The 22,937-nt window shown below is 57.7% G+C and carries 22 protein-coding genes and 3 pseudogenes; 5 read left to right on the top strand and 20 right to left on the bottom strand.

Going from position 1 to position 22,937, the window contains the following annotated elements; genetic code table 11:
* Nucleotides 1-76: 76 nt before the first annotated feature.
* The 4 genes from N5J69_RS01075 to N5J69_RS01060 are packed head-to-tail and all read right to left on the bottom strand — an operon-like array spanning nt 77 to nt 3,570.
* Complete coding sequence (locus N5J69_RS01075; RefSeq protein WP_279767506.1) at nt 77-919, bottom strand: class II fructose-bisphosphate aldolase; 843 nt, start codon at nt 917-919, stop codon at nt 77-79.
* A complete protein-coding gene (locus N5J69_RS01070; RefSeq protein ID WP_279767504.1) occupies nt 906-2,273 on the bottom strand; it encodes a PTS sugar transporter subunit IIC in 1,368 nt (455 codons plus the stop codon). Before N5J69_RS01070 ends, N5J69_RS01075 begins: the two co-directional genes overlap by 14 nt.
* Nucleotides 2,266-2,580 (bottom strand): PTS sugar transporter subunit IIB, encoded by a 315-nt coding sequence (locus tag N5J69_RS01065; RefSeq protein ID WP_010245062.1) that lies wholly within the window; start codon nt 2,578-2,580, stop codon nt 2,266-2,268. Before N5J69_RS01065 ends, N5J69_RS01070 begins: the two co-directional genes overlap by 8 nt.
* Before the next feature lie 9 nt (nt 2,581-2,589).
* Complete coding sequence (locus N5J69_RS01060) at nt 2,590-3,570, bottom strand: 6-phosphofructokinase (protein ID WP_279767502.1); 981 nt, start codon at nt 3,568-3,570, stop codon at nt 2,590-2,592.
* A gap of 585 nt (nt 3,571-4,155) precedes the next feature.
* Here N5J69_RS01060 and N5J69_RS01055 point away from each other — a divergent pair.
* Entirely contained in the window at nt 4,156-5,064 is a 909-nt protein-coding gene (locus N5J69_RS01055) for a pyridoxal-phosphate dependent enzyme (RefSeq protein ID WP_279767501.1), read from the top strand.
* 47 nt (nt 5,065-5,111) lie between these two features.
* Here N5J69_RS01055 and N5J69_RS01050 read toward each other — a convergent pair whose 3' ends face one another.
* From N5J69_RS01050 to N5J69_RS01015, 8 genes are all read right to left on the bottom strand, one after another.
* Nucleotides 5,112-5,696, bottom strand: a complete 585-nt coding sequence (locus N5J69_RS01050; protein ID WP_279767500.1) for a YceI family protein — start codon at nt 5,694-5,696, stop codon at nt 5,112-5,114.
* 115 nt (nt 5,697-5,811) lie between these two features.
* Complete coding sequence (gene pqqF, locus N5J69_RS01045; protein WP_279767498.1) at nt 5,812-8,082, bottom strand: pyrroloquinoline quinone biosynthesis protein PqqF; 2,271 nt, start codon at nt 8,080-8,082, stop codon at nt 5,812-5,814.
* Nucleotides 8,082-9,224, bottom strand: a complete 1,143-nt coding sequence (gene pqqE / locus N5J69_RS01040; protein WP_279767495.1) for a pyrroloquinoline quinone biosynthesis protein PqqE — start codon at nt 9,222-9,224, stop codon at nt 8,082-8,084. The genes pqqF and pqqE overlap by 1 nt, the downstream gene beginning before the upstream one ends.
* Nucleotides 9,211-9,489: a pyrroloquinoline quinone biosynthesis peptide chaperone PqqD gene (pqqD, locus tag N5J69_RS01035; protein ID WP_013357814.1), complete on the bottom strand. Its 279-nt coding sequence runs from the start codon at nt 9,487-9,489 to the stop codon at nt 9,211-9,213. Before pqqD ends, pqqE begins: the two co-directional genes overlap by 14 nt.
* Before the next feature lie 3 nt (nt 9,490-9,492).
* The gene (gene pqqC, locus N5J69_RS01030) at nt 9,493-10,248 is read right to left on the bottom strand and encodes a pyrroloquinoline-quinone synthase PqqC (protein ID WP_279767492.1); all 756 of its coding nucleotides are present in this window, start codon (nt 10,246-10,248) and stop codon (nt 9,493-9,495) included.
* 3 nt (nt 10,249-10,251) lie between these two features.
* Complete coding sequence (gene pqqB / locus N5J69_RS01025) at nt 10,252-11,169, bottom strand: pyrroloquinoline quinone biosynthesis protein PqqB (RefSeq protein ID WP_279767491.1); 918 nt, start codon at nt 11,167-11,169, stop codon at nt 10,252-10,254.
* A gap of 54 nt (nt 11,170-11,223) precedes the next feature.
* Nucleotides 11,224-11,295, bottom strand: coding sequence for a pyrroloquinoline quinone precursor peptide PqqA (gene pqqA, locus N5J69_RS01020; protein WP_010245082.1), 72 nt, complete (start codon nt 11,293-11,295; stop codon nt 11,224-11,226).
* Nucleotides 11,296-11,437: 142 nt separating this feature from the next.
* Complete coding sequence (locus N5J69_RS01015; RefSeq protein WP_279767489.1) at nt 11,438-12,454, bottom strand: dipeptidase; 1,017 nt, start codon at nt 12,452-12,454, stop codon at nt 11,438-11,440.
* A 167-nt stretch (nt 12,455-12,621) separates the two neighbouring features.
* On the opposite strand from N5J69_RS01015, the gene leuA reads away from it, so the two are divergent.
* Nucleotides 12,622-14,337, top strand: a complete 1,716-nt coding sequence (gene leuA, locus N5J69_RS01010; RefSeq protein ID WP_279767488.1) for a 2-isopropylmalate synthase — start codon at nt 12,622-12,624, stop codon at nt 14,335-14,337.
* Here leuA and N5J69_RS01005 read toward each other — a convergent pair.
* The 5 genes and pseudogenes from N5J69_RS01005 to N5J69_RS00985 form a co-directional block, all read right to left on the bottom strand.
* Nucleotides 14,258-15,037 carry a helix-turn-helix transcriptional regulator gene (locus N5J69_RS01005; RefSeq protein ID WP_279767487.1) on the bottom strand — a complete coding sequence of 260 codons (780 nt, stop codon included), beginning with the start codon at nt 15,035-15,037 and terminating at the stop codon, nt 14,258-14,260. The genes leuA and N5J69_RS01005 overlap by 80 nt on opposite strands.
* Entirely contained in the window at nt 15,034-15,894 is an 861-nt protein-coding gene (locus N5J69_RS01000) for an NAD(P)-dependent oxidoreductase (RefSeq protein WP_279767486.1), read from the bottom strand. The genes N5J69_RS01005 and N5J69_RS01000 overlap by 4 nt, the downstream gene beginning before the upstream one ends.
* Before the next feature lie 128 nt (nt 15,895-16,022).
* Nucleotides 16,023-16,304: pseudogene (locus tag N5J69_RS00995) on the bottom strand (phage minor tail protein L); the annotation flags it as partial.
* Between the two features lie 52 nt (nt 16,305-16,356).
* On the bottom strand, nt 16,357-17,034 hold the full coding sequence (locus tag N5J69_RS00990; protein ID WP_279767483.1) for a PDZ domain-containing protein: 678 nt from the start codon (nt 17,032-17,034) through the stop codon (nt 16,357-16,359).
* A gap of 142 nt (nt 17,035-17,176) precedes the next feature.
* Nucleotides 17,177-17,513 (bottom strand): annotated as a pseudogene (locus N5J69_RS00985) (phage tail protein).
* A 92-nt stretch (nt 17,514-17,605) separates the two neighbouring features.
* Here N5J69_RS00985 and N5J69_RS00980 point away from each other — a divergent pair.
* Nucleotides 17,606-18,328, top strand: a pseudogene (locus tag N5J69_RS00980) (TonB-dependent receptor); the annotation flags it as partial.
* A 116-nt stretch (nt 18,329-18,444) separates the two neighbouring features.
* Here the strand turns inward: N5J69_RS00980 and N5J69_RS00975 are convergent.
* The 3 genes from N5J69_RS00975 to N5J69_RS00965 all read right to left on the bottom strand — a co-directional run bounded on the left by N5J69_RS00975 (nt 18,445) and on the right by N5J69_RS00965 (nt 20,070).
* Nucleotides 18,445-19,005 carry an isochorismatase family protein gene (locus N5J69_RS00975; protein WP_279767482.1) on the bottom strand — a complete coding sequence of 187 codons (561 nt, stop codon included), beginning with the start codon at nt 19,003-19,005 and terminating at the stop codon, nt 18,445-18,447.
* Between the two features lie 15 nt (nt 19,006-19,020).
* Nucleotides 19,021-19,446, bottom strand: a complete 426-nt coding sequence (locus N5J69_RS00970; RefSeq protein ID WP_279767479.1) for a MarR family transcriptional regulator — start codon at nt 19,444-19,446, stop codon at nt 19,021-19,023.
* 66 nt (nt 19,447-19,512) lie between these two features.
* Nucleotides 19,513-20,070, bottom strand: coding sequence for a helix-turn-helix domain-containing protein (locus N5J69_RS00965; RefSeq protein ID WP_279767477.1), 558 nt, complete (start codon nt 20,068-20,070; stop codon nt 19,513-19,515).
* 121 nt (nt 20,071-20,191) lie between these two features.
* On the opposite strand from N5J69_RS00965, the gene N5J69_RS00960 reads away from it, so the two are divergent.
* On the top strand, nt 20,192-21,364 hold the full coding sequence (locus tag N5J69_RS00960; RefSeq protein ID WP_279767475.1) for a benzoate/H(+) symporter BenE family transporter: 1,173 nt from the start codon (nt 20,192-20,194) through the stop codon (nt 21,362-21,364).
* A gap of 171 nt (nt 21,365-21,535) precedes the next feature.
* A complete protein-coding gene (locus N5J69_RS00955; protein WP_279767474.1) occupies nt 21,536-22,936 on the top strand; it encodes an SrfA family protein in 1,401 nt (466 codons plus the stop codon).
* Nucleotide 22,937: the final 1 nt, after the last annotated feature.

Here is a 22,937-nt window from a genome sequence, read left to right as displayed (position 1 = left end):
CATCATGGTGGGGTGGCTAAAACAAAGAGAAAATTAAAGAGACGTCGCACTAAACCGATGATGGCGGCGCTGATCATTACCGGAACAGCTGCATTTTTTCGACCAGTACATTGGTCACCGCATCATTGGCCGGTACCAGGAAATTACGCACGCTGTCATTAACCTTGCCTTTCTCAAAGGTGGATTTGCACTGTGCCACCCACTGCACATTCATTTCGGTGCCGACATTGACCTTCTCGATGCCGCTGCTGACTGCCAGCCGCATATCGTCATCGCTGACGCCGGTGCCGCCGTGCAGCACCAGCGGCGTATGCGTTGCCGCTGTAATATCCGCCAGCCGCTGATGCTGAATATGCGCTTTGCCGCTGTATAGCCCGTGTACGGTGCCGATGGAGATCGCCAGCATGTCCACCCCGGTCTCTTCAACGAAGCGGCGCGCATCCTCTACCGGCGTAAACGCTATGGCCTCCATCTCTACGCATTTACCCTCTTCCGACCCGCCAATCGCACCCAGCTCCGCCTCAACCGAGACATTGCGTGGCCGCGCCATATCAATGACCCGGCGGGTATGCGCAATATTCTCGTCAATGGGCAGGTGTGAGCCGTCATACATAACAGAACTGAATCCGGCATCAATGGCGGTCTGAATCGACGTTAAATCTGAACAATGATCGAGATGCAGACAGGCAGGCACATTCCTGCTTTCTGACAGTGATTTAATGGCATCAACCAGCAGCTTATGACCCAGATAGTTTGCCGTGCCGGTGGAGATCTGAATCATTAACGGGCTGTTGGTTTTCTCTGCCGCTTTAAAATAGGCGGGCAACATCTCCAGACAGTGAAGATTAAACGAACCGACCGCTTTAAAGTCTCGCTGTTTAGCCAGCTGTAACAGTTCGGCGAAATTATAAAGTTTCATGGATTTTTTCCTCCTGAGGTTTAGTTGATTTGCCGTTAACAAACCAGGCAAGCGCGGTAACAAAGACAATAAACAGGGCGACAAACAGCCAGTTATTCTGGAAGGCATGACCGAGCACCAGGCCGGTACTGATGACGTCTGAATCACTGAAGGTCACACCGGTGAAGCCGTAGCTCTCCAGCATCGGCACCAGGATGGCGGGCAGAAAGGTGATAAAGAGTCCGTGGACGAAGCCGCCGATCATTGCGCCGCGCCGTCCGCCCAGGGCATTCCCGAAGACTCCGGCGGTACCGCCCGCGAAGAAGTTGGTCAGCAGGCCAGGCAGGATCATCGCCAGACCAAACATCGGGAAAACCAGCATGCCGACGATGGAGCCAAGCGTGGTGGCGAGAAAGCCAACAATTACCGCGTTCGGGGCATACGGGAACATCACCGGGCAGTCCAGCGCCGGTTTCGCATCCGGCACCACGCGCATGGCGATCCCCCGGAAGGCTGGCACCAGTTCGTTCAGCAGCAGGCGGACACCGCTGTAAAGCACGAAGACCCCGGCGACAAACTGAATCGACTGCATAAAGGCGTACATCAGGTAGTTCATGCCGTTGCTGTATTGGGCAATGAACGCCGGGCCGGCTGCCACGGCGGGGATCAGATACATCGGCACCATCACCAGCGCCATCGACAGATAAGTGTCCTGCAGGAATTTGAAGTTATCGGGTAGCTTAAGGTCTTCGGTGGAGCGCGATCCTTTACCCGCCACTTTAGCGACCGCCGCCGTGACCAGATAACCGAGGGTGCAGAAATGCCCCAGAGCCACGTCGTCCGAGTCGGTGATGCGCCGCACTACCGGCTGCGCCAGTGCGGGCATCACAACCGCCATAATCCCGCCAAAGATACCGCCGGTGAGGATCAGCGGCAGGCCGGTCAGCCCCGCTTTGTAGCCAATCACCGCGCCAATCGTTGCCATCCACAGCAAGGCCTGGCCGGTCAGGAAGATGTACTTAAACGGCGTCAGTCGCGCGATGATGATGTTGACGATAAAAATCACCAGCAGCGTCAGCGCCACCTCAGACCCCAGTTCACGGTTAGCCAGCCCGGCAATGGCGGCCACGTCGGTGATATAACCGCGCATACCAAAGCCGTGGGTAAAAAGGGTATTGAGGAACGTCAGAGTGCCCACAATAATATTGATACCCGCCATCATAATTAAAAAGCCGAGCAGGGTTTTAAAGGTGCCTTCCATCACCTTGCCGGCCGATTTTTTTTGCAGTAGCAGACCAATCAGCGCAATAAAAGCGATCAGAATCGAAGCCTGCCCCAGCAGATCTTTTACCAGGAAATCGATCACACTATTCATGGGCGGCGACCTTTACGTTGCGTTCTTTTAAAAAAGCCAGGATCTTCTGCTCAATTTCCGCTTTATCGGTGAGCCGGTTAAGAATGATGACCCGTTTGATCTGTTCCGGGCTGGCGTCGGCGTTTAAAACATCGGCAAAGGCTTTTTGCGTCAGAATCATGTCTGATTTAAAGGCATTCGCTTCTGAAATGGTGGTGTGATCGATATCGGCCTCAATCTCCAGTTTTTTTAATACCGCTTTTGCGCTCATCTCAATCGCAAAACTGGAGCCTAATCCACAACCACAGACACATAATATTTTCAGCATGGTTTTTCCTCACACTATATTGAGTTGTTTAGCGAGTTTGTAATGATGCCCGTCAATATCGACCAGGCGTTTTTGCATGCTTATTAAATCAATCGGGATCGGTTTATTGCTGCCATTAATAATGACCGCTTTATTTCGCATGCCAGACTGAATACATCGCACCACTTCACTGGCCATAATAGTGCCCTGAAAAATTTCTTCGCAGGTGGGATCACCATTCCGCAGCCCGTAACCAAGAATGGTTTTACGGATGCGCACGCCAATCAGCGGCTCAAGCTGTTTGATTAAGGTGTCGATTGCCCCCTGAAAACCCGGCGAATATTCACGCGTGTAGCCTTCTGAACAGAGGATCACCACGCTGTTCTGCTGTGACAGTCGCTGGGTGATCCGCTGGGCCAGTTGGGGTAACGGGATCTGGCATTCCGGTATTAAAGCCAGATCAGCGTTAGATTTAATCGCCGACTGCAGGGTTAGTTCGCCGCAATATCCGCCGAGAAGTTCCAGCATAAAAACCCGGCCCGGTAAGGCGCGGCCAGTATTACGCAGTTTGGCAACCTCTTTTAATACCTGCTCGCAGGCGGTGGAAAATCCCAGGGTGTAATCGCTGCCAAAGACATCATTATCAATGGTCATGCCAACGCCGAAACAATTCACGCCCGACGCCGACAGGGTGTGGAGAAACTGTAACGACCCGTCGCCGCCCGCCATAATTAATACATCAATGCGGGCGCTTTTCAGCTGGCGTGCAATAGATTCATATTCGCCATGAACCAGTTTCTTTTCAGTGCGTCCCGATTGCATGACCGGAATTGAGGCGATGGAAAAGTCGAGCAGATCGCGCTGGCTGATCACGCGAGGGTTATTTTCCAGCAGGCCCGGAATGCCGCCGTCAAATATCACCATCTCCGCCTGCGCCAGACGCGCAATCTGGAAGACAAAATTATTAATGCCGGTTACATCACCGCCACTGATCACCATACCAATTCGCATTCCCCTCACCTCACTGGCTTATTCTGCTGAAGGTTATTCTTCCGGTAAGCGAGCTTGCTATTTGCAGAGGAGATCACAGTTACGTGCGGTATTTTTCAGGCGGGCGTATTGACAGTGGGAGTCTTCAACCTTTTTTTGTGAAAGGCATCACACTATTTTCAGGCATCACATTCGCAGCGAAATGAGATAAATCAGCGGGTTAGTTCAGAAGGCATCTGAATTTTATTTCAACACCCGTTTGCGCTTAAGTCGTTATTTCGCGCTGTTGCAAATTTGTGACTTTCGCCTCATTTATCTGTGTTTCCAGGCAAAATAGCGGCTATGAATGTGCAGGCATCACGCCCGCCTGCTGATGTTAAGCAGATTTATTTTCTCTGTTGCGAACGCGTAGCATTGTTAGGTATAACGGCGCATTGCAGATGAAAAATGCAGCTGAACGATGATGATTTCTAAGGAGAATGCCACACGCTATCCTGAACGGTGGCACGCTCCAGCGTCGGGCACGGCTTTCCCGCGCGACAACACAGCCGTTCTCACGGACGGTAACCCGGTTTGTCATGACCACTTTTGACCAGGATTAGACGCATGGAAATAGCTATCCGTACCCCTCTCATTCATTCCCTGCCACTGAGTCAGCACAGCGGGTGCAACGTCTGGCTGAAAATGGAATCGGCCCAGCCGACCGGGTCGTTCAAACTCAGAAGCGCAGGCAATATCTGTCGCCACTACGCCGCACAGGGCGCGAAGGGGTTTATCTGCTCCTCTGGCGGCAATGCGGGGATTGCCGTTGCGCACAGCGGGCGCAAACTGGGGCTGCCGGTCACGGTGGTGGTGCCTGAAACCACCTCAGCACGTGCCAGACAGCTTATTGAACAGGAAGGCGCCAGGCTTATCGTCCACGGCAAGGTCTGGCGTGAGGCGAACGACTACGCCCTGTCGCTGGCGTCGCAGGACCATATCTACATCCACCCCTTTGACAATCCGCTGTTGTGGGACGGGATCAGTACGCTGGTGGACGAAGTGATTAGCGAAGGGCTGCGGCCGGATGCGGTGATCCTCTCCGTGGGCGGGGGCAGTCTGCTTTCCGGTATTGCGCAGGGCCTGGAAAAGTATCAGCTCAGCCATATCCCGATTTATGCCGTCGAGACGGAGGGGACCGCTTCGCTTAACGCCGCGCTGAAAGCGGGCACACGGGTCTCTCTCGACCGGGTCAGCGGCATAGCCACCACGCTGGCGGCCAGTCAGGTGTGCGAAAATGCCTTTGACGTGGCGCGTCGCACTGACGTCAGGGGAATGATTGTGACCGACGAAGAAGCGGTGAATGCCTGCCGCCGCTTTCTGGATGATCATCGCGTCCTGACAGAACCCGCCTGTGGCGTTTCGTTATCCCTGCTCTATGACGGGAAAATCAGCGTTAAGCCGGAGGATAACGTGCTGGTTATCGTTTGTGGCGGGGCTTCCGTCACCCTGGGAAGTCTGCAGGGCTGGCTGTAAAAGCGCGGGAGACGTGGCGCAGCCGCAAGGGCTGCGCCTGTCGCCGGTTACTTCGCGTAAGCTTCGGTAGACAGGGTCAGGGTGACCTCGTCGCTGACCGCCGGGACATATTTGTCCAGTTTGAAGTCAGAACGCTTGATGGTGCCGGTGGCATCAAAACCAATCGCCTGCTTCTTCACCATCGGGTGCTCGCCCTGCTTGTTCAGCGTGGCGTGCAGGGTAACCGGTTTGGTGATCCCTTTCAGGGTCAGGTTACCTTCAACGTCAAATTTGTTGTCGCCCTTCGCAACCACTTTAGTGCTGTGGAAGGTTGCCGTCGGGTATTTCGCGGTGTCGAAGTACTCAGCACCTTTGAATTCTTTCGTCAGCGCCGCAACGTGGCTGTCGATTTTGCTGACTGGCAGGGTCACGTCAACGCGTGATGCCTCAGGGTGATCTTTATCAAACACCAGCGTACCGGTTGCATCCGGGATATCCGCAGTAGGATTTGAGAAGCCAAAATGGTTCCAGGCAACAATTACCGACGTATGCTCAGGGTTCAGCTGGTAGTGCATCGCCTCAGCCTGAGACAACGGAGCGTAAAGGGTGGCAGCAGCTAACAGGGGCAGTGCGATACGTTTGAAGTTCTTCACAGTCAATTCCTTAAGCGGACAAAAGTAAAATGAGTGTGGTTCACTTTGCCCGGAATAGACAGTGAAGAGATTTGTCGGTAATTTTCAAATAAATTCAGCAACCTTAAGCCGGTCGCTACGCGTTTCTGCCGGTGAAAAGCACACGCCAGCGGCGACGATCCTGAATCAGCGTGCGGTGCAGCTGATGAAGATCGGTAAGCGTCAGCGCCTCAATCTGCGCCGCATCCGTTTCTGCCAGACCATTTTCACGGCGTAACAGGGCCAGTGGCTGATCCGCTTGCTGGCTTAACAGACGCGCTTTCAGTGCCACCAGATCACACCCCGCCAGCGCCTCGTTCAGTGAACGCAGGAAGTTGCGGCAGTAGCGCAACAGTGACAGCGCACTGTAATCGGGCGACTGCAGCGCAAACAGGACGCCGTCTTCATCGGCACAGCGCATATAGCGGCTGCTCACCACGTAACCTATCGGCTGCTCAACGCGGTAGCGCTGGAAAAAGCGCGGCTCATAAATCTGTGCCAGTGCGCGCAGTGCGGCGAGCTGTTCAGGACGTTGCAGCGGGATAAACAGCAGCAGCGCGTTGTCGGCGCTGGCATGTGGCAGGCGCGTCATGCCGGTCTGCGTGGTCATCCGCGTTGGCGGCGTGGCGGGGTTAACCGGCAGCGACAATGCGCTGAGCCGCCGGGCGATAACGGCGTGAAGCGCCGTGTTGCCGCCTTTCAGCGCGGCCCGCCAGCAATGCGGCGCAAACGTCGCTGCCAGCTGATAAGGCAACTGTTGCAGCAGCGCACGAATCGCAATGCTTTCATCTGAAGAGGGCTGCTCCGCCGCAACGGGCAGCGTCAGCGCAGAGATTATCTGGCTTAGCGCCCGGTCAGTTACCGCCTCATCCGGTGTCAGCCGGAGCGTCAGTTGCCACACGCCCTCCACTTCCTGCCAGCTGCCGTTACCGCCCTGATGACGCAGCGCCGCAAACAATGGACGCAGCCGTCGGCCCAGCGTTTCGCCCGCCTCTGCCGTGAAGGTTGTCCAGAACTCCGGCCGCAGGATTAACGTCACCTGCGGGTCGTCAGGCTGATGATGCGGCAGCGCCACCGCCTGTGCGGGCAGCGGCGCAGACGCAGTGGCGGTATCCAGCGGATAGAAGCTGAACTTCGCCGGAGGCAGCGCGACACGCGGCGCTGGCCTCAACGCGGTCAGCGCCAGACTGAAGCCCTGGGTAAGCAGGTGTCCGGTTGCCGGTTCCGGGGTGCTGATCAGCACTGTGGCGGGGGCGTTAGTGAGTTTCTCCAGCAGCAGCGGCAGATCAGGCAACGTTTCATCCGGTGCAAAGCCGATGGCACGCTGACGCACCTGCTCCATCGGTGACAGCGTCACAAATCGCTGCTGCGCCAGCCGGAAATAGTGCTGATGGTGCTCTCTGTTCGTCTGACGCAGCGCCTCGAAATAGCGATTGATCAGGCCATTTATGGTGTCGGGCTGCCGGGTTTCAACGCCCAGCGCCAGCCAGTGCGCCTCGTCAGACTGATAAATCCACTTCAGCTCCAGCGACTCTGCCAGCCCCTGCTCACGCAGGGTGGCCAGCAGCGAACCGGGTGCCTCATCCAGCAGGAACTCCCGCCACAACGTGACGCCGTCACGACTGTTAAGCAGCCAGGTGCGCCACAGCGCCGGAGAGTCGGTCTCCGCGAGCTGCCAGCCGGTTTCGCTGTTGAGCTGCGGCGGTACGCAATCCTGCTGCCACTGCCCGGCGGGCAGTGCAGCGCTAAACTGGCGTGCCAGCTGTTCCAGCGCATCCAGCGATTGCGGACCCTGCAGCCAGAGCCGCATATTGCTGGCAACATAGTAGCGCTGGTGAAACTGACGCAGCGCCCGTTGCAGGCCGGGGAGATCATCGCCAAACCCTGCGCGGCTGCCAATCATGAAGCGATGAAATTCGGCGGGCGTTGCGGCGTGCAGCAGTGCTGCCTCAATAAGGGATGGCTGATGACGCTGCAGCAGCTGGTACTCCGCGTCAATCACCGTCACTTCCTGGGCAATAGCCCGATTATCAAGAAGCGGAGAGACCAGCATATCCTGCAATCGGGCCAGCCCGTCAGCCAGCTGCGAGGGTGTTACCTCGAAGAAGTACGCGCTGCGCCGGGCCAGCGTGGTGGCATTCACCTTGCCGCCCTGCGTCTGGATCCAGCTCATCAGCCGGCCTTCATCAGGCCAGCCGCTGCTGCCGGTGAACAGCAGATGCTCCAGCAAATGTGCCAGTCCGGGCCAGCGATCCGGCTCGTCGTGGCTCCCTGCCCCCACCTGAATTAAGGCGGCGGCCTGACGGGCATCCGCCTGATGAACCAGTTCAACCGTCAGACCCTGAATCACCAGGCGGCGCGTTTCCATCAGAGGTTCCGTGTTTTGTAGATCAGCTGTGAGTTACTGCGGTTACGGAACTGCAACTGACCAATTTTGATGTCGCTGCAATCCGCCTCACGCCGGGCCTCAAGGATTTTGCCGTGATGCGGTGATTTGCTGCACACCGGATCGGTGTTGTCAGCATTGCCGGTCAGCATGAACGCCTGACAGCGACAGCCGCCGAAATCTTTCTCTTTTTCATCACAGGAGCGGCACGGCTCCGGCATCCAGTCGAAACCGCGATAGCGGTTAAAGCCGAACGAGTTGTACCAGATATCGTCCAGACTCTGCGTCAGCACCGACGGAAACTCCACCGGCAGCTGGCGCGCACTGTGACACGGCAGCGCGGTGCCCTCTGGCGTGACGCTGAGGAAAATAGCGCCCCAGCCGCCCATACAGGGTTTAGGTCGCTCTTCGTAGTAATCCGGCGTGACAAACAGCAGGTTCGTCAGGTTGCCGGTCGTACTCATCCGCTCACGGTAGCGGCTGACCACGGCTTCTGCCCTGGCGATCTGCTCACGCGTCGGCAGCAGGCCTTCACGGTTGAGCTGCGCCCAGCCGTAGAACTGACAGGTCGCCAGTTCAACGTCATCCGCCTCCAGCTCAATGCAAAGGTCGATAATCCTGTCGATCTGATCAATGTTGTGGCGATGCAGCACGAAATTCAGCACCATCGGATAGCCGTGTGCCTTAACCGCTTTCGCCATCTCCAGCTTCTGCTGAAACGCTTTTTTCGACCCTGCCAGCGCCGCATTCAGGGTTTCGTCACTTGCCTGGAAGCTGATCTGGATATGATCCAGACCGGCCTCGGTGAACGCATCCAGCTTCTTCTCAGTCAGGCCAATGCCCGAGGTGATCAGGTTGGTGTAGAAACCGAGATCGCGCGCCGCTTTAATCAGCTCAGGCAGGTCCTTGCGGGTCAGCGGCTCGCCGCCAGAGAAACCGAGCTGGACGCTGCCCATCGCCCGTGCCTGACGAAAAACTTCTATCCACTGCTCAGTGGTCAGCTCTTTCTCCTGCTGCGCGAAATCCAGTGGGTTGGAGCAATAGGGACACTGCAGCGGACAGCGATAGGTCAGCTCGGCCAGCAGCCAGAGCGGCGGATTCACGTCAGGTTTATGCGGGGTCACGGAACTGTATCCACTTCTGTTCATAGGCTGACTGCAGGAACTCTAAAACGTCCGGACCCACGCCGCCCGCTTCCGGGAAACGGCTGTCCAGCGTTGCGATGATCGCGGCAATATCCTGTTTGCCATCCACCAGCTCAAGAATGGCGGCGGCGGTTTCGTTCAGCTTCGCCATGCCTTCAGGATAGAGCACCACATGGGTATCCTGGGCGGCTTCCCACTGCATGCGGTAGCCGCGACGAAACGCGGCAATCGAGTTTTCATTCATCTGTTATACCAGTCGGGTAGTGTGCCACGCCGCCTTGTCTGTGACGGTGTGATAAGGCGGACGTTTCAGCTCGTAGGCCATAGTCATGGCGTCCAGCATGCTCCATAAAATATCGAGTTTAAACTGCAATATTTCCAGCATCCGGTTCTGCGTTTCAGCGGTGGTGAAATAGTCCAGCGCCAGCGCCAGGCCATGTTCCACGTCGCGATTTGCCTGACCCAGGCGACTGCGAAAGTAGAAATAGCCCTCTTCTTTGATCCACGGATAGTGCTGTGGCCAGCTGTCGAGCCGCGACTGGTGGATCTGCGGGGCAAACAGCTCAGTCAGTGAGCTGCAGGCCGCCTCCTGCCAGTTGGCGCGGCGGGCGAAGTTAATGTAGGCATCCACCGCAAAACGCACGCCGGGCAGCACATGCTGCTCGGACAGCAGCTCTTCACGCGTCAGCCCGACCGCCTCGCCCAGCCGCAGCCAGGCCTCAATGCCACCTTCTTCGCCGTTGCTGCCATCGTGATCAAGAATGCGCTGCACCCATTTGCGACGGGTAGCCGGATCGGGGCAGTTAGCCATGATCGCCGCATCTTTCAGCGGAATGGTGGTCTGGTAGTAGAAGCGGTTCGCCACCCAGCCCTGAATCTGCTCACGCGTTGCCTGGCCGTTATGCATCGCAATGTGATACGGGTGATAAATATGGTAGTAAGCGCCTTTGTCGCGCAGGGCCTGTTCAAAAGCCTGCGGCGACAGCGTGTCAGTGATCTGCATGAGTTAGCCCTGAAGGTGGATGGCCATCCCGTCCCAGCTCACCTCTATTCCCTGCTCCGTCAGAAACTGACGCTGGGGTGATTGCTCGTTAAGGATCGGATTGGTGTTGTTAATGTGGATCAGAATTTTGCGCTTCGCCGGGAGCGACGCCAGCAGCGCCATCAGCCCCTGTTCTTCCGCCAGTGCCAGATGGCCCATCGCCCTGCCGGTGTTGGAACCCACGCCGGTCGTCAGCAGCTCATCATCCTGCCACACGGTGCCATCAATCAGCAGGCAGTCCGCTTTTTGCAGCCACGGCAGGATCACCGCATCGGGCTCGCCCAGGCCTGGCGCATAGAGCAGCGTCTGCCCCTTCGCCCGGTTCTCGATAAACAGCGCCACGTTATGTCCGGCAAGCGGCCGGTCACGGTACGGCGAGTAAGGCGGTGCGTTACTGATGATGGGGATAGCGGTGAACTGTAAATCGGTGCAGACATCAACGCTGAACGGTGTCAGTGGCGCAATGGGCCGGTGCTGCAGGCCGCCGTTCCAGTGGCTGAGCATTGGAAAAATCGGGAAGCCGGTACTGAGATCGGCATGCACTTCCGGCGTACACCACACCTGATGCGGACACCCCTCACGCAGGCTCAGCAGCCCGGTGGTGTGATCAATCTGGCTGTCGGTCAGGATAATCCCCCCGATTGCCGTACCGCGCAAAACGCCCTTACGGGTGAGTTCCGGCGTGTGCAGGATCTGCTGGCTGATGTCGGGAGACGCGTTGCACAGCACCCAGTCTTCGCCGTTATCGCTCAGGATAATGGACGATTGCGTACGTGCCTGGGCCTGAATCGTGCCATTACGCACGCCGTGGCAGTTGGCGCAGTTACAGTTCCACTGCGGAAACCCGCCACCCGCGGCTGAACCGAGGATTTTGATAAACATAGAGGAAAACCAGAAGTTGAAAAAAAATGCCCGCTCAGAGGGCGGGCAGAACGATTAACGGTTGGAGATGTAAAGCGTTACTTCCAGACCGAGACGCATATCAACGAAAGTTGGTTTTTTCCACATGAGTTATTTCCTCTTGATTAACAGTAAATGAGCTGTCTGAAATCAGCGTGACGGACGTTTATGAGAGCACCGTCACAATTTCCAGGCAGATGTTGCGCCAATGGCGCGTCGGGATCAAGTCCGGAACGTAAGGAAATTGTTATCACAGTCCGGTCAGATGTAAAACCCGCTGCCAGTTTCCCCATGCCAGCTTCTCTGCCAGTCTCTGATCATAGCCCGCTTCCTGAAAAGCGGCGAGCAATCGCGGCATTCCGCTGACATCACCCAGCGCTGCCGGCGGGGTAATCCCGTCGAAATCAGAGCCAAAGGCCACGTGGTCACTGCCCATTATCTCCAGCAGGTGATCACAATGCTTAACAATTTCTGTCAATGGCGTGTCAGCATCGCGTTTTCCGTCGGCGCGCAGAAAGGCATTGCCGAAATTAATACCGACAAGACCGCCGCTGTCGCGGATTGCCAGCAGCTGGTCATCGGTAAGATTGCGCGGCTGCGGACAGAGAGCGTGCGCGTTGGAATGACTGGCCACCAGCGGCGCTGATGAGAGCCGGGCGGTGTCCCAGAAGGCTTTAGCATTCATGTGTGACACGTCGATCATCATCTTCAGCTCACCCGCCTGCTGAATCAGCTTTTCACCGGCGGCGCTCAGGCCCGGTCCGGTATCGGGCGAGCCGGGAAAGCTGCCGCTGACGCCTTCACCAAAGCGACTGGGCAAATTCCAGAATGGCCCGATGCTGCGCACCCCCGCCTGCCAGAAGGCGTGCAGCTGTTCGCCCTCCTCATCCAGCGCATCGGCACCTTCGATGTGCGCCACCATCGCCAGCACGCCTTCAGCGCAGCAGGCGGCAATCTCACGACTGCTCAGGCAGAGGCGCGCCCGCCCATCTGACGCATCAGCCAGCTGCTTCAGGATGTCGAGCTGTTGCCACATGATTTGCAGCGGCTCATACGGCTCCGCGGCGCGTACCGGAACGGTGCGGGCGATATACGCCTGCGGCGGCACAAAGATCGCAAACAGCCCACCGCCCATTTTGCCCTGCTGAATGCGCGGATAGTCGAGATGACCCGCTTCGATACCCTGATAAAACGCCTGCGCGGGCGCATTGCGATGATGCAGCCAGAGGTTAAGCAACAGATCGTTGTGTCCGTCAAAAATCAGCATACGCGTTTACCCAAAAAAACAGGCGACCATGCTAACCCCGCCCGGCGAATTCATCAAACCGGTCCGCACGCAGGGTGTTGTCACTTTTGCGCGTCAGGTTGTCACGCCTGCGTGCGCGGAGCCGGAGACGGCTCGGCAGACTGGTAAAAAAACCACAGGAGAATCCTATGCTGACCCGGCCCGCTGAAAAATATCGCCCCTCCCCGCTGCTGACGCTGCCCGACCGCCAGTGGCCTTCGCGCCAGCTGACGCAGGCCCCGCGCTGGCTCTCCACTGACTTGCGTGACGGCAATCAGGCGCTGGCAGAACCGATGGATCGGGAGCGGAAAATGGCATTCTGGGATCTGCTGCTGCGCTGCGGGTTCCGCGAGATTGAGGTCGCCTTTCCCTCGGCGTCGCAGACAGATTTTGATTTCGTCCGCGACCTGATTGAGCAGCAGCGCATCCCGGATGAGGTAACGATACAGGTGCTGACTCAGGCGCGTGACGATCTGATTGCCCGCACCTTTTTGGCGCTGCAGGGTGCGCTACGCGCCATCGTGCATCTCTACAACGCCACCGCACCGCTGTTTCGCGAGCGGGTGTTTAAACAGAGCAAAGCGGAAATTGTGGCGCTGGCGACAGCGGGCGCACGGCAGATCCGCGCCGGGTGTGAAGCACAGCCGGAGACCCACTGGACGTTTGAATATTCGCCCGAGACCTTCTGTTTTACCGAGCCGGAATTTGTACTGGAAATTTGCGAGGCGGTGGCGGATGTCTGGCAACCTGACGCTAAGCGCCCCATGATCATTAACCTGCCCGCCACGGTAGAGGTAAACACCCCCAATGTTTATGCCGATCAGATTGAGTATTTCTGCCGCCACTTCAGCCGTCGTGACGCTGTCTGCATCAGCGTGCATCCGCACAACGACCGCGGCACCGGTGTCGCCTGCGCAGAACTGGCCCTGCTGGCGGGTGCCGACCGGGTCGAGGGTTGCCTGTTTGGCAATGGCGAACGCACCGGCAATGTGGACCTGGTGACGCTGGCGCTGAATCTTTATACCCAGGGCGTTTCCCCCCAGCTCGATTTCAGCCAGATGCATGAGGTGGTTGAGGTCGTAACCCGCTGCAACCAGCTGCCGGTTCATCCACGCCATCCCTACGCGGGCGAACTGATCTTCACCGCCTTTTCCGGTTCTCATCAGGATGCGATTAAAAAAGGATTCGCCCTCCGTGCCCGACAGCAGGAAACGCTGTGGCAGATGCCCTACCTGCCACTGGACCCGGCTGACATTGGCTGTAGCTATGAAGCGGTGATCCGCGTGAACAGTCAGTCGGGAAAAAGCGGTGCCGCCTGGCTGCTGGAGCAGAACCACGGCTTGCACATGCCGCGTGCGTTACAGCAGGATTTCAGCCGCTGTGTTCAGCAGGAGACCGACCGGCACGGCGGCGAGATGACCCACCACGCGCTATGGCAGCTTTTTTGCCGCCAGTATGGGGTGACGCAGCCCGGGGTGGCGTTACAGCAGGCGGACAGCCAGAGTGACAGCGGCGGGCAGACACAGATCAGCGCCAGCGTAGTCGTCCAGGACCGTTCGCTGACACTGCGCGGCAGCGGTAACGGCTGGCTGTCGGCGGCGGTCAGCGCCCTGCGCAGCGCATTTGACCTGCATCTGACCATTGAGGACTATCACGAGCATACTCTGGGACGACGCAGTGACAGCCGCTCGGTAGCCTATATCTGCTGCGTGGATGCCAGGGGGGTGCGGGCCTGGGGAGTGAGCATCGACAGTGACACAGCGCGTGCCGCGTTGCAGGCGCTGCTCAGCGCGGCAGGCCAGTTTCTGCAGGCGGAAAGTAATCCGTTGGCGAAACGCCCAGCAGGCGACGAAACATCGCACTGAACGCGCTGGGGCTTTCATAGCCCAGCTCCAGCGCCACCCGCAGCACGGAGTCGCCCTGCGCCAGTCGCGTCAGGGCGATAGCCAGGCGGGCGCGCCGCACCCAGTCGCTGAACTGCAGGCCGGTTTCACGCATAAAATGGCGGGCCAGCGTGCGTCCCGACACATTGAGCCGGGCACTGGCACGCTGCAGCGTCCAGCTTTCGCCGGGCGTCTGCTGAATCTGCTCGCACAGCGCCTTTAGCCGGGGATTGTCTGGCGTTGGCAGCGCAAAAGGCAGCACATCCATGCCGCGAATCTCATCCAGAATCAGCTCTATCACGCGCTCAGCCCGGCTGCCAGCGCTGTAACGCGCTGGCAGGCTCAGCGCCGCAACAATCAGCTCGCGCAGCAGCGGGGAGATCTGTACCACCTGGCAACTGGCGGGCAGATCGGCACGCGCCAGCGGATCGATAAACAGCGTGCGCGCCGCTACGCTGCCGGTAATCTGTAGCGCATGGCGGGTAAACGCGGGCAGCCAGACGCCGCGACTCGGCGGCACAACCCAGCTGCCATACTCCGTTTCCACCCGCACCACGCCGCTCAGTGTGTGAATAAGCTGGGCGCAGGTGTGATGATGCCAGGGTTCGCTGGCACCGTGCAGATAATCGTGCGCCAGCGGCACCAGCGGACGCGTGCTGAAGTCAACGGGCTGCTGACTCATTGCGCCTTCAGGTAGCGGTAGATCACCGCCAGATCCTCTTCACCGTGTCCGGCGTCCACCGCCTGCTGCCAGAGTTGTGCAATGTTTTCCAGCGCTGGCAGTGGCGTCTCTGACGCCTCCAGCGCCAGGCGGGCATCTTTCAGCGCCCAGATCAGATGCATCTGCGGCGTGTAGTCGTCGCTGGCGATCATCCCGAGCTTCATCTTCGCATATGGCGCGGCCAGCGGACCGCCCTCCAGCACCTGCCAGAGATCGTCGGTGGAAAAGCCGAACTCTTCTGCCAGCCGGGTGCTCTCTGCCAGGCTTTGCATCATACCAATGAGCCAGCTGTTGATGACCAGCTTCATCCGGCTGCTTTTGCCCGCCTCACCCAGCCACTTTGTGCCTTTGCTGATGGCGGCAAACACCGCTTCAGCTGCCTGGGCACGGCGCTGATCGCCGCTGGCCAGTACCAGAATCTGTGCGTTTTCTGCGGGTGCTTTGGTGCCGGAAACCGGCGCGTCAATGAACAGCAGATCCGGTCGTTCCGCTGCGAAAAAGGCGATCAGCGCGTCGGTTTTTTCCACGCCGATGGTGCCCATCTGGCATAGCGTCGCACCCTGCTTAAACGCCGCTTTAGCCTGATGCAGCACCTGCTCAGTGGTATCACCATCGGCGAGCATGGCGATCACCACATCCGCCTCACGTACTGCCTCTTCCGGCGAGTCTGCCAGCTGCAATCCGGCCGCCAGCAGGTCCTCACCGCGTGCGCGGGTACGGTTCCAGCCGTGTACGTGAAAACCTTTTTTCAGCAGGTTGGCGGCAAATGCGTGCCCCATTGCGCCTAATCCCAGAACTGCCACTTCAGGTTGTTTCATGCTGACTCCTCTGGTTTATCTGTCTGCATCCGACTGCATCGGATGATTTATCACTGAAAAGATGGATTCCAGCCTGGCGGTAAACAGAGAAAAAATCCAGCGTGAAACGGTGTACTGCTGCACCCCGAAGCCTTACCCATGTCGTCAAAATTTAGGCAGAGCGCGGTTACATAGTTGCCCACGTTGCCGACAAAAAGCTTTGGCGTCGGCAGTGAACCGGTGCTGCTCATTTCCATGCCGGTCAGCTCATACGGGTGCGGATCGTACTCATTGCCCTGCCAGATGATGGATGGCAGGTTATACGCATGGAAGCGCTGCACGGTATCCAGCCCGAAGGCTGTACCGTCAATCTCAATCAGCTGGACCAGACTCCCCAGCTCCACCGTTTGAATGTCCTGGTTGAAGCACATATTTGACCCATAAAAAAACCCGCCGAAGCGGGCTTGAGGAGTATTACTTTCTCTAAAAGTTGAGAGAAGTCGTCATTTCGGAATTAGACCTGATTATCGTTAAATCTGCCTTATCGCCCGATGCATACTTTTCCAGCAACGTTGTCATATCATTGTGATTTCTAATTTTTTGACCACCCATCGAAGAAATAATATCTCCTACGCGAAGGCCTGATTTATCAGCAATGCCATTTGGTGTGATTTCTTTAATGACCATACCTGATGAGTAAGAACTGTTTTCAACAATTTTCCCGCTTCTGTCTGACATACCCATTACAGCACCGATTTTTATCGGGGAAAATCTTGAGACATAATCCCCTACAAACTTATTGAAAGCTAAAACGGAATCGACCTGATTAGGTACACAGCCAAACATATTGGCGCAACTTACAGTTATGTTCAGGGTGCTGAATCCATTTGGTTGCGGGTTTTTAGCTACCTGACAAGCTGTAGATGCACTATTCGGTAAAGAATTATAAGTTTCAATGTAGTCAGCGCTATAATTCTGTATTTTCATTCCGCAGTTTTGTGTAACCCACTGCCTCGCAGCAGACCATGCCGCATCGCATTGTTTTTGTGAAGCACATACAGGAACTGTTTTGTTCATCTGATCTTGTTGCGATTTACGCTGCTCACCAGAAACACACCCAGAAAGTAAAATAAGACTTAATAGAAAAATTAGCGTTTTCACATCCCTATCCCCATTAGTAAAAGTGTGATGAATGCTAATGGGGATCCGATGCAAAAGAAAGCTAGAAACCCGCCATTGAGCGGGCTAGTTGATAAAATTGGTTTAGAGTTTATCAAATCGATCTTTTATGATACTCCTCTACCTATGGCGCAAAGGCCTCTTCGAAGGTAAAGCTGATCTCGATAAACCCGTCGTTAATGAACTTCGGATTAATCGAATCGGCTTTCACGCGTAAAGTTTTTTTTCGCCCCAGGGTTTCGTCCACCAGAATGAGGTGGCGACGTGGGTTTTCAGGAACGCACAGAAGCCATAACGTCCACCTGACCGTTACCGCTCAGTGACCAGCTCTCAGCGGCATCGTTGATCCCTTTCCCGGCCACCTGTTTGTAACCATCACCGTACTGCGCCTGAATGGTGGAAACGCTGAGCTGCTCACTTGCCTGAATGCGCGTTGCCCAGGTAAATGTATCTGTCGACATAGTCAGCTCCGACCGCTACAGAGAATGCCACCCGGTGAAATTTCCTTTTTCAGCCTGTCCATTATTGTCTGCTGAACGATAGATTTGAGCTTGGCGCGACCGGTGATGGCACGCACGCCGGGGATGTGAACTACACCGTCTCCGCCTCCCGCTTTACCACCCACGGCTATCGCGATCACAGTTCTGCGCAGAAGAACCTCGGCAACGCCCGGCTTGGCGTGCGTATCGATGATGTCAGCACCCTGACGCTGCTGTTTAACAGCGTGCACATCGACGCTCAGGATCCCGGCGGCTTAACCGTGGCGCAGTGGCGTGACAATCCGCGCCAGGTGGTCAGCAACGTTACGCTCTACAACACCCGTAAAACGGTGGATCAGACCCAGGGCGGCCTGCGTTATCAGCGCCAGATGAGTCAAAGCGATGACCTCAGCGTAATGCTCTATGCAGAAGTGCGCGAAACCACGCAGTTCCAGTCCATTCCCGCCGCCGTTCAGCGTAATCCCTCTCATCCGGGAGGCGTGATTGACCTCACCCGCCACTATCAGGGCGTCGATACGCGCTGGACCCATCGCGACACGCTGCTGTCAATTCCGGTGGCGGTGACTGGTGGCCTCGACTACGAAACCATGACCGAGCGCCGCAGGGGCTATGAAAACTACACCGTCAGCAACGGCGTGACGCAGCCGGGCGAACAGGGCAATCTGCGCCGCAACGAGCGCAACCTGATGTGGACGCTCGATCCTTATGTGCAGACCAACTGGCAGCTCACCGATAAATTGTCGCTGGACGCAGGCGTGCGGTTCAGCACCGTCAATACTTCGAATCGGCACCGGGCCGTAATTACAGCGTCGGTGTGACGCTGGGTTACGCCTTCCGCTAAAACCATCCGGGCCACCATTGCGGTGGCCCGCATCGTACCGTTACACGCTAATCAGGCACGCGATTTCAGCAGCGCCACAATATCTTCACAGCGGCCGGTTTCACCCAGGCGCGGGAAGATGAGCGTGATGCTGTTGTTATGGGTATCGCTGTTGAGATCGGTCATCGCATCGGTCGCTAACGTGACGTTGTAACCCAGCTCATACGCCTGACGTGCGGTAGACTCCACCCCGATGCTGGTCGCAATCCCGCAAATCACCACCTGAGTGATGCCGCGCTGTTGCAGTTGTTCATGCAGCGCCGTGGCATGAAACGCGCCCCAGGTTTTCTTGGTGATCGTCAGGTCATTCTGCTGCGGCGTCATTGCCGGCACCAGCGTGGCCCAGTCGGCAGGCAGGTCACCGCTGTGACGCACCTGCTCGTTGCGGCCAGGTGCCCCACCGGCAACGTTCACCAGCACCACCGGCAGATCCTGTGCGCGAAATGCTTCAGCCAGACCGGCACAGCGTTCGATCACCGGCTGCGGCTCGTGGACCAGCGGCAGCGCTACGATGCCATGTTGCAGGTCAATAACAATCAGCGCAGTTTTTGGATCGAGTGTGGTTACAGCCATGTTGAATCCTCAGATTTAATCGTCAGTAAGTCGTTGCAGCAGAGGGAGAACGTCGGTCAGCTGCTGCTGTTCTGCCGGGCTGAGCCGTGCGTCCAGCGTCCGCACCAGCCAGTCATCGCGCATTGCACGACTCGACGTAATCACCGCCAGGCTCGACGCGGTCGGCAGATAGCGGGTTTTACGGCCGTCATGGGGATCGGGCTCACCCGAGATAAGTTCTGCCGCCACTAATCCGGCGACGGTCGTGCCCATTGACTGGGTGCGTACACCCTCGGCGGCGGCCAGCTGCGTCACCGTCATCGCCCCATCCCGTACCAGATGCCCCAGCACCGCAACCTGTGACCAGGTGAGTTCACCAGGGGGTGCCGACTCGCGCAAACGGCGGCCCAGCTTGCCCACCAGCATCCGCAGCGTGGCAGCCGATTCAGTCAGATCGCTCATTTCCCGTCTCCATTGATAAGCGAAAGTATAAAGATACGAAGGTAAACTGTGTAGTTTGCTGCGGTATCAATTTGTAACGCCCGGCCGCTGCAGGTAGTGAATCAGGCTGTGAAAGCGCAGCGGCGTGCTGAGCGGGTTCCGGTAGCTGTGCGGCACGTCGGCACGGAACTGAAACGCCTCGCCGGTGAGCAGACGTCGCCAGCGATCAGCGACGCCCAGCAGCAGTTCGCCTTCAATAACGACCACCTGCTCCACGCAGCCCGCTTCATGGGGTGTTGAATGACTCTGCGCACCCGGTGCCAGCTCCACCGCCAGCAAATCAACGCGCAGTTGCGGATCGTAAGGCAGTATAGAGCGCACCGACATATCAAAATCGGGCTGACTGAATCGCGATGGGGTGCCGGACGGCAGCGCGGTGCCGTCGATAAAAAAGGAAAAGGGAACGTTGAAGCCGGTGGCAATCTTCCACAGCGTTGCCACCGTTGGGCTCGATTCACCCCGCTCAATCTGCCCCAGCATCGCTTTACTGACGCCGGTTCGCTCCGCCGTCAGCGTCAGACTCCAGCCATTGGCCTGACGCAACTGTCTGAGCGCGCCGCTCAGGTGTTGCTGAAAATCTGCCATTTTTTCTCCTGAATACTCGTCATCAGAGGAATGACGTTATGCCAGCAGTGTAACACTTGTGCGTTATAGCGCACTATGTAACCATGTGCGCTATAACGCACACCTGATAATGAGCCTGCCCATGACGAGAGCGGAACACCCCCGTTTTACCCTGCCGATGCTGATCTCCGGTTTTGTTGCCGTACTGGTGGGTTACAGTAGCAGCGGCGCGATTATCTATCAGATGTTTCAGGCGGCCGGTGCCTCGCCAGCACAAATCGGTGGCTGGCTGTCGGTGCTGGGCATCGCGCAGGGGATCGCCTCAATTGCGCTGTCACTGCGCTACCGCATGCCGGTGCTGGCCGCCTGGTCCACACCCGGTGCCGCGCTGCTGACGACCAGTTTTCACGGCATTTCGCTGAACGAGGCGGTGGGCGTCTTTGTTTTCGCTAACCTGCTGATTGTTGTCTGCGGCGTCACCGGCCTGTTTGCCCGGCTGATGAACCATATTCCCGCCTCGCTGGCAGCGGCAATGCTGGCGGGTATTCTGCTACGCTTCGGGCTGCAGACCTTCGCCGATTTGCAAAGCAACTTTGTGCTTTGTGGCAGCATGTGCCTCGCCTGGCTGCTGGCCCGTCGCTGGCTGGCACGCTATGCCATTCTGGTGACCCTGCTGGTGGGTATTGCGGTTGCGCTGGCCCAGGATCTCATCCACTTTCCGCCGCAGTCGATCAGGCTGGCACTGCCGGAACCCGTGATGCCGCACTTCACCCTGACCACGCTGCTGGGGATTGGCATACCCTACTTCCTGGTGACAATGGCGTCGCAGAATGCCCCCGGCATCGCGACGCTGCAGGCACACGGTTACCGGCCACCGGTCTCTGCTCTGATGAGCTGGACCGGCATAACGGCGCTGCTGCTGTCGCCATTGGGTGGATTCTCAGTCTGTGTGGCAGCAATTACGGCGGCCATCTGCATGAGCGATGAGGTCGACGCCAGTCCTCAGCAACGCTGGCGTGCGTCGGTGGTAGCCGGGCTGTTCTATCTGCTGGCGGGCGCGTCCGGTGCGCTGATCGCCGTGCTGTTCAGCGCACTGCCTGCGGTGCTGATTGAGGCGCTGGCGGGTCTGGCGCTGCTGGCTACGCTGGGGGGCAGCCTGCATCGCGCACTGGATGTACCCGCTGAACGCGACAGCGCGTTAATCACTTTTTTGATCACCGCCTCGGGCGTGTCGTTACTGGGTATGGGTGCGGCCTTCTGGGGACTGGCGGGCGGGGTTATCGCTCACCTGCTGCTGGTGCATAAAAACGCCTGATGGCGTGATACCCGCTGAAATATCGGTTATTTTTCCGCCCGCCGGTGAAAAAAACACTGGATTTACCTCCTTTTCTGCCGTTTGATTTGTCATTGCCCCGCGTAAGATCAACCTAATCGTCGATAACACGCGATTTTCTGCCTCAGACAACGACCGATAAGGGCCCAACAGGTGGCAAAAACTTTTCTGCGCAGCGGTAATTTAGATGCAGTTCTGGCGTTAGGTGAAAATGGCCAGCCGGTCTACGCCTCAGCACTGCAAATTCGTGAAACCCTGCGCCTGCGCCGTCAGAGCGCACTGGCAGATTGCCTGGCCATTCCTCAGGCCAATGAACGGGGCGATCGCCTCGACTGGTATGCCCCGTTTAGCGGTCGGGTGAAATCCTGGCTGGGCGCGAGCGATCATGAGCGTCGGGCGGCGCTGCAACAGCTCACCGCCTGCCAGCAGGATATGCAGGATCTCAGTACGCGCGCGCGCGCGGCAGAGAATCCGTCGATGCGGCTGTTTGGTGCGCTACTCAGCAAAACCCTGCAATTCCCCGATCAGCAATATGTCTATCTGGTTGATGGCAAGCCGGTCATTACCTTCTGGGGTTTTGTCGATGCTCAGGCGCGCAGCCGCGATGATGCGCTGGCCTGTCTGCGTGACACGCTGGAAGAAAATCTGCCGGACACGCTGGTTGAACCGCTGCCTGAACTGCCTGCCGCGCCTGCGGTCGCCGCACCGGTGATCGTTGCCGAACCTGAAGCTGAACCCGACGCGGCTCCTCTGCCGGTTGCGGAACCCGTTGAACCACAGCCGGTTACCCCGGTGGCGGCCCGCCGCCGTTTCCGCGTCTGGTATTTATTACCGCCAGTGGCGATTGCCGCTGCGGTGATGGTGACCGTGATGCTGCATCGTCCGACGCCTGTTGCCACACCGGTGGCCTCCACGAAGCCGGTTGCTGCACCTGCTGCTGTTTCCGCTCCCGCTGCGGTTTCCACCCCGACCGCCACTCAGCCTCAGACGCCGGTTGCAGCCACACCCACTGCTACTGCGACGCCTGCTGTTGCGCCTCCTGCTGAAACGGCCACGGCGGAGAATCAATCCGCTTCGCTGCCGCAGAAACCGGCCAGCGTCGCCACCCCTGACGCCGCACCGGCTGCCTCATCTGCTACCCTTGCCACTGTGGTGACACCGACAGTGCCAGCCAAAGCCGATGACCTGATAGTGACGCCGGACGCCGTGCGCGAAGGTCAGGTACAGGTGATTGATGGCCGCTGGCGTGTCACTGTTGACCAGATGCCAACGCCAACCGGTAAGCCACCTGTGATGCGCTTCCAGTTCAAAAATGGCAAAGGCAGCGTGCAGGTCACGCAGGGGAATACCAGCTGTAAAGCCGATGTCAGCGCCGCCATGACCAGTGCCGGGAATCTGGTCATTGAAAGCCGCTACACGGCGAAGTGCCAGAATAATTCGCGCTACCGTATGCCGCTGCTGGTCTGCCACGCGAGTATCGGTGCCGCCGTATGTGAAGCGCAGTATGCTGAAGACCGGGTTTTCCCGATGACGATTAAGCGTGAGAGTAAATAAC

The organism is Pantoea sp. GD03673 (assembly GCF_029844725.1).
GTDB lineage: Bacteria > Pseudomonadota > Gammaproteobacteria > Enterobacterales > Enterobacteriaceae > Pantoea.
This window is presented reverse-complemented; position numbering and strand designations above follow the sequence as displayed.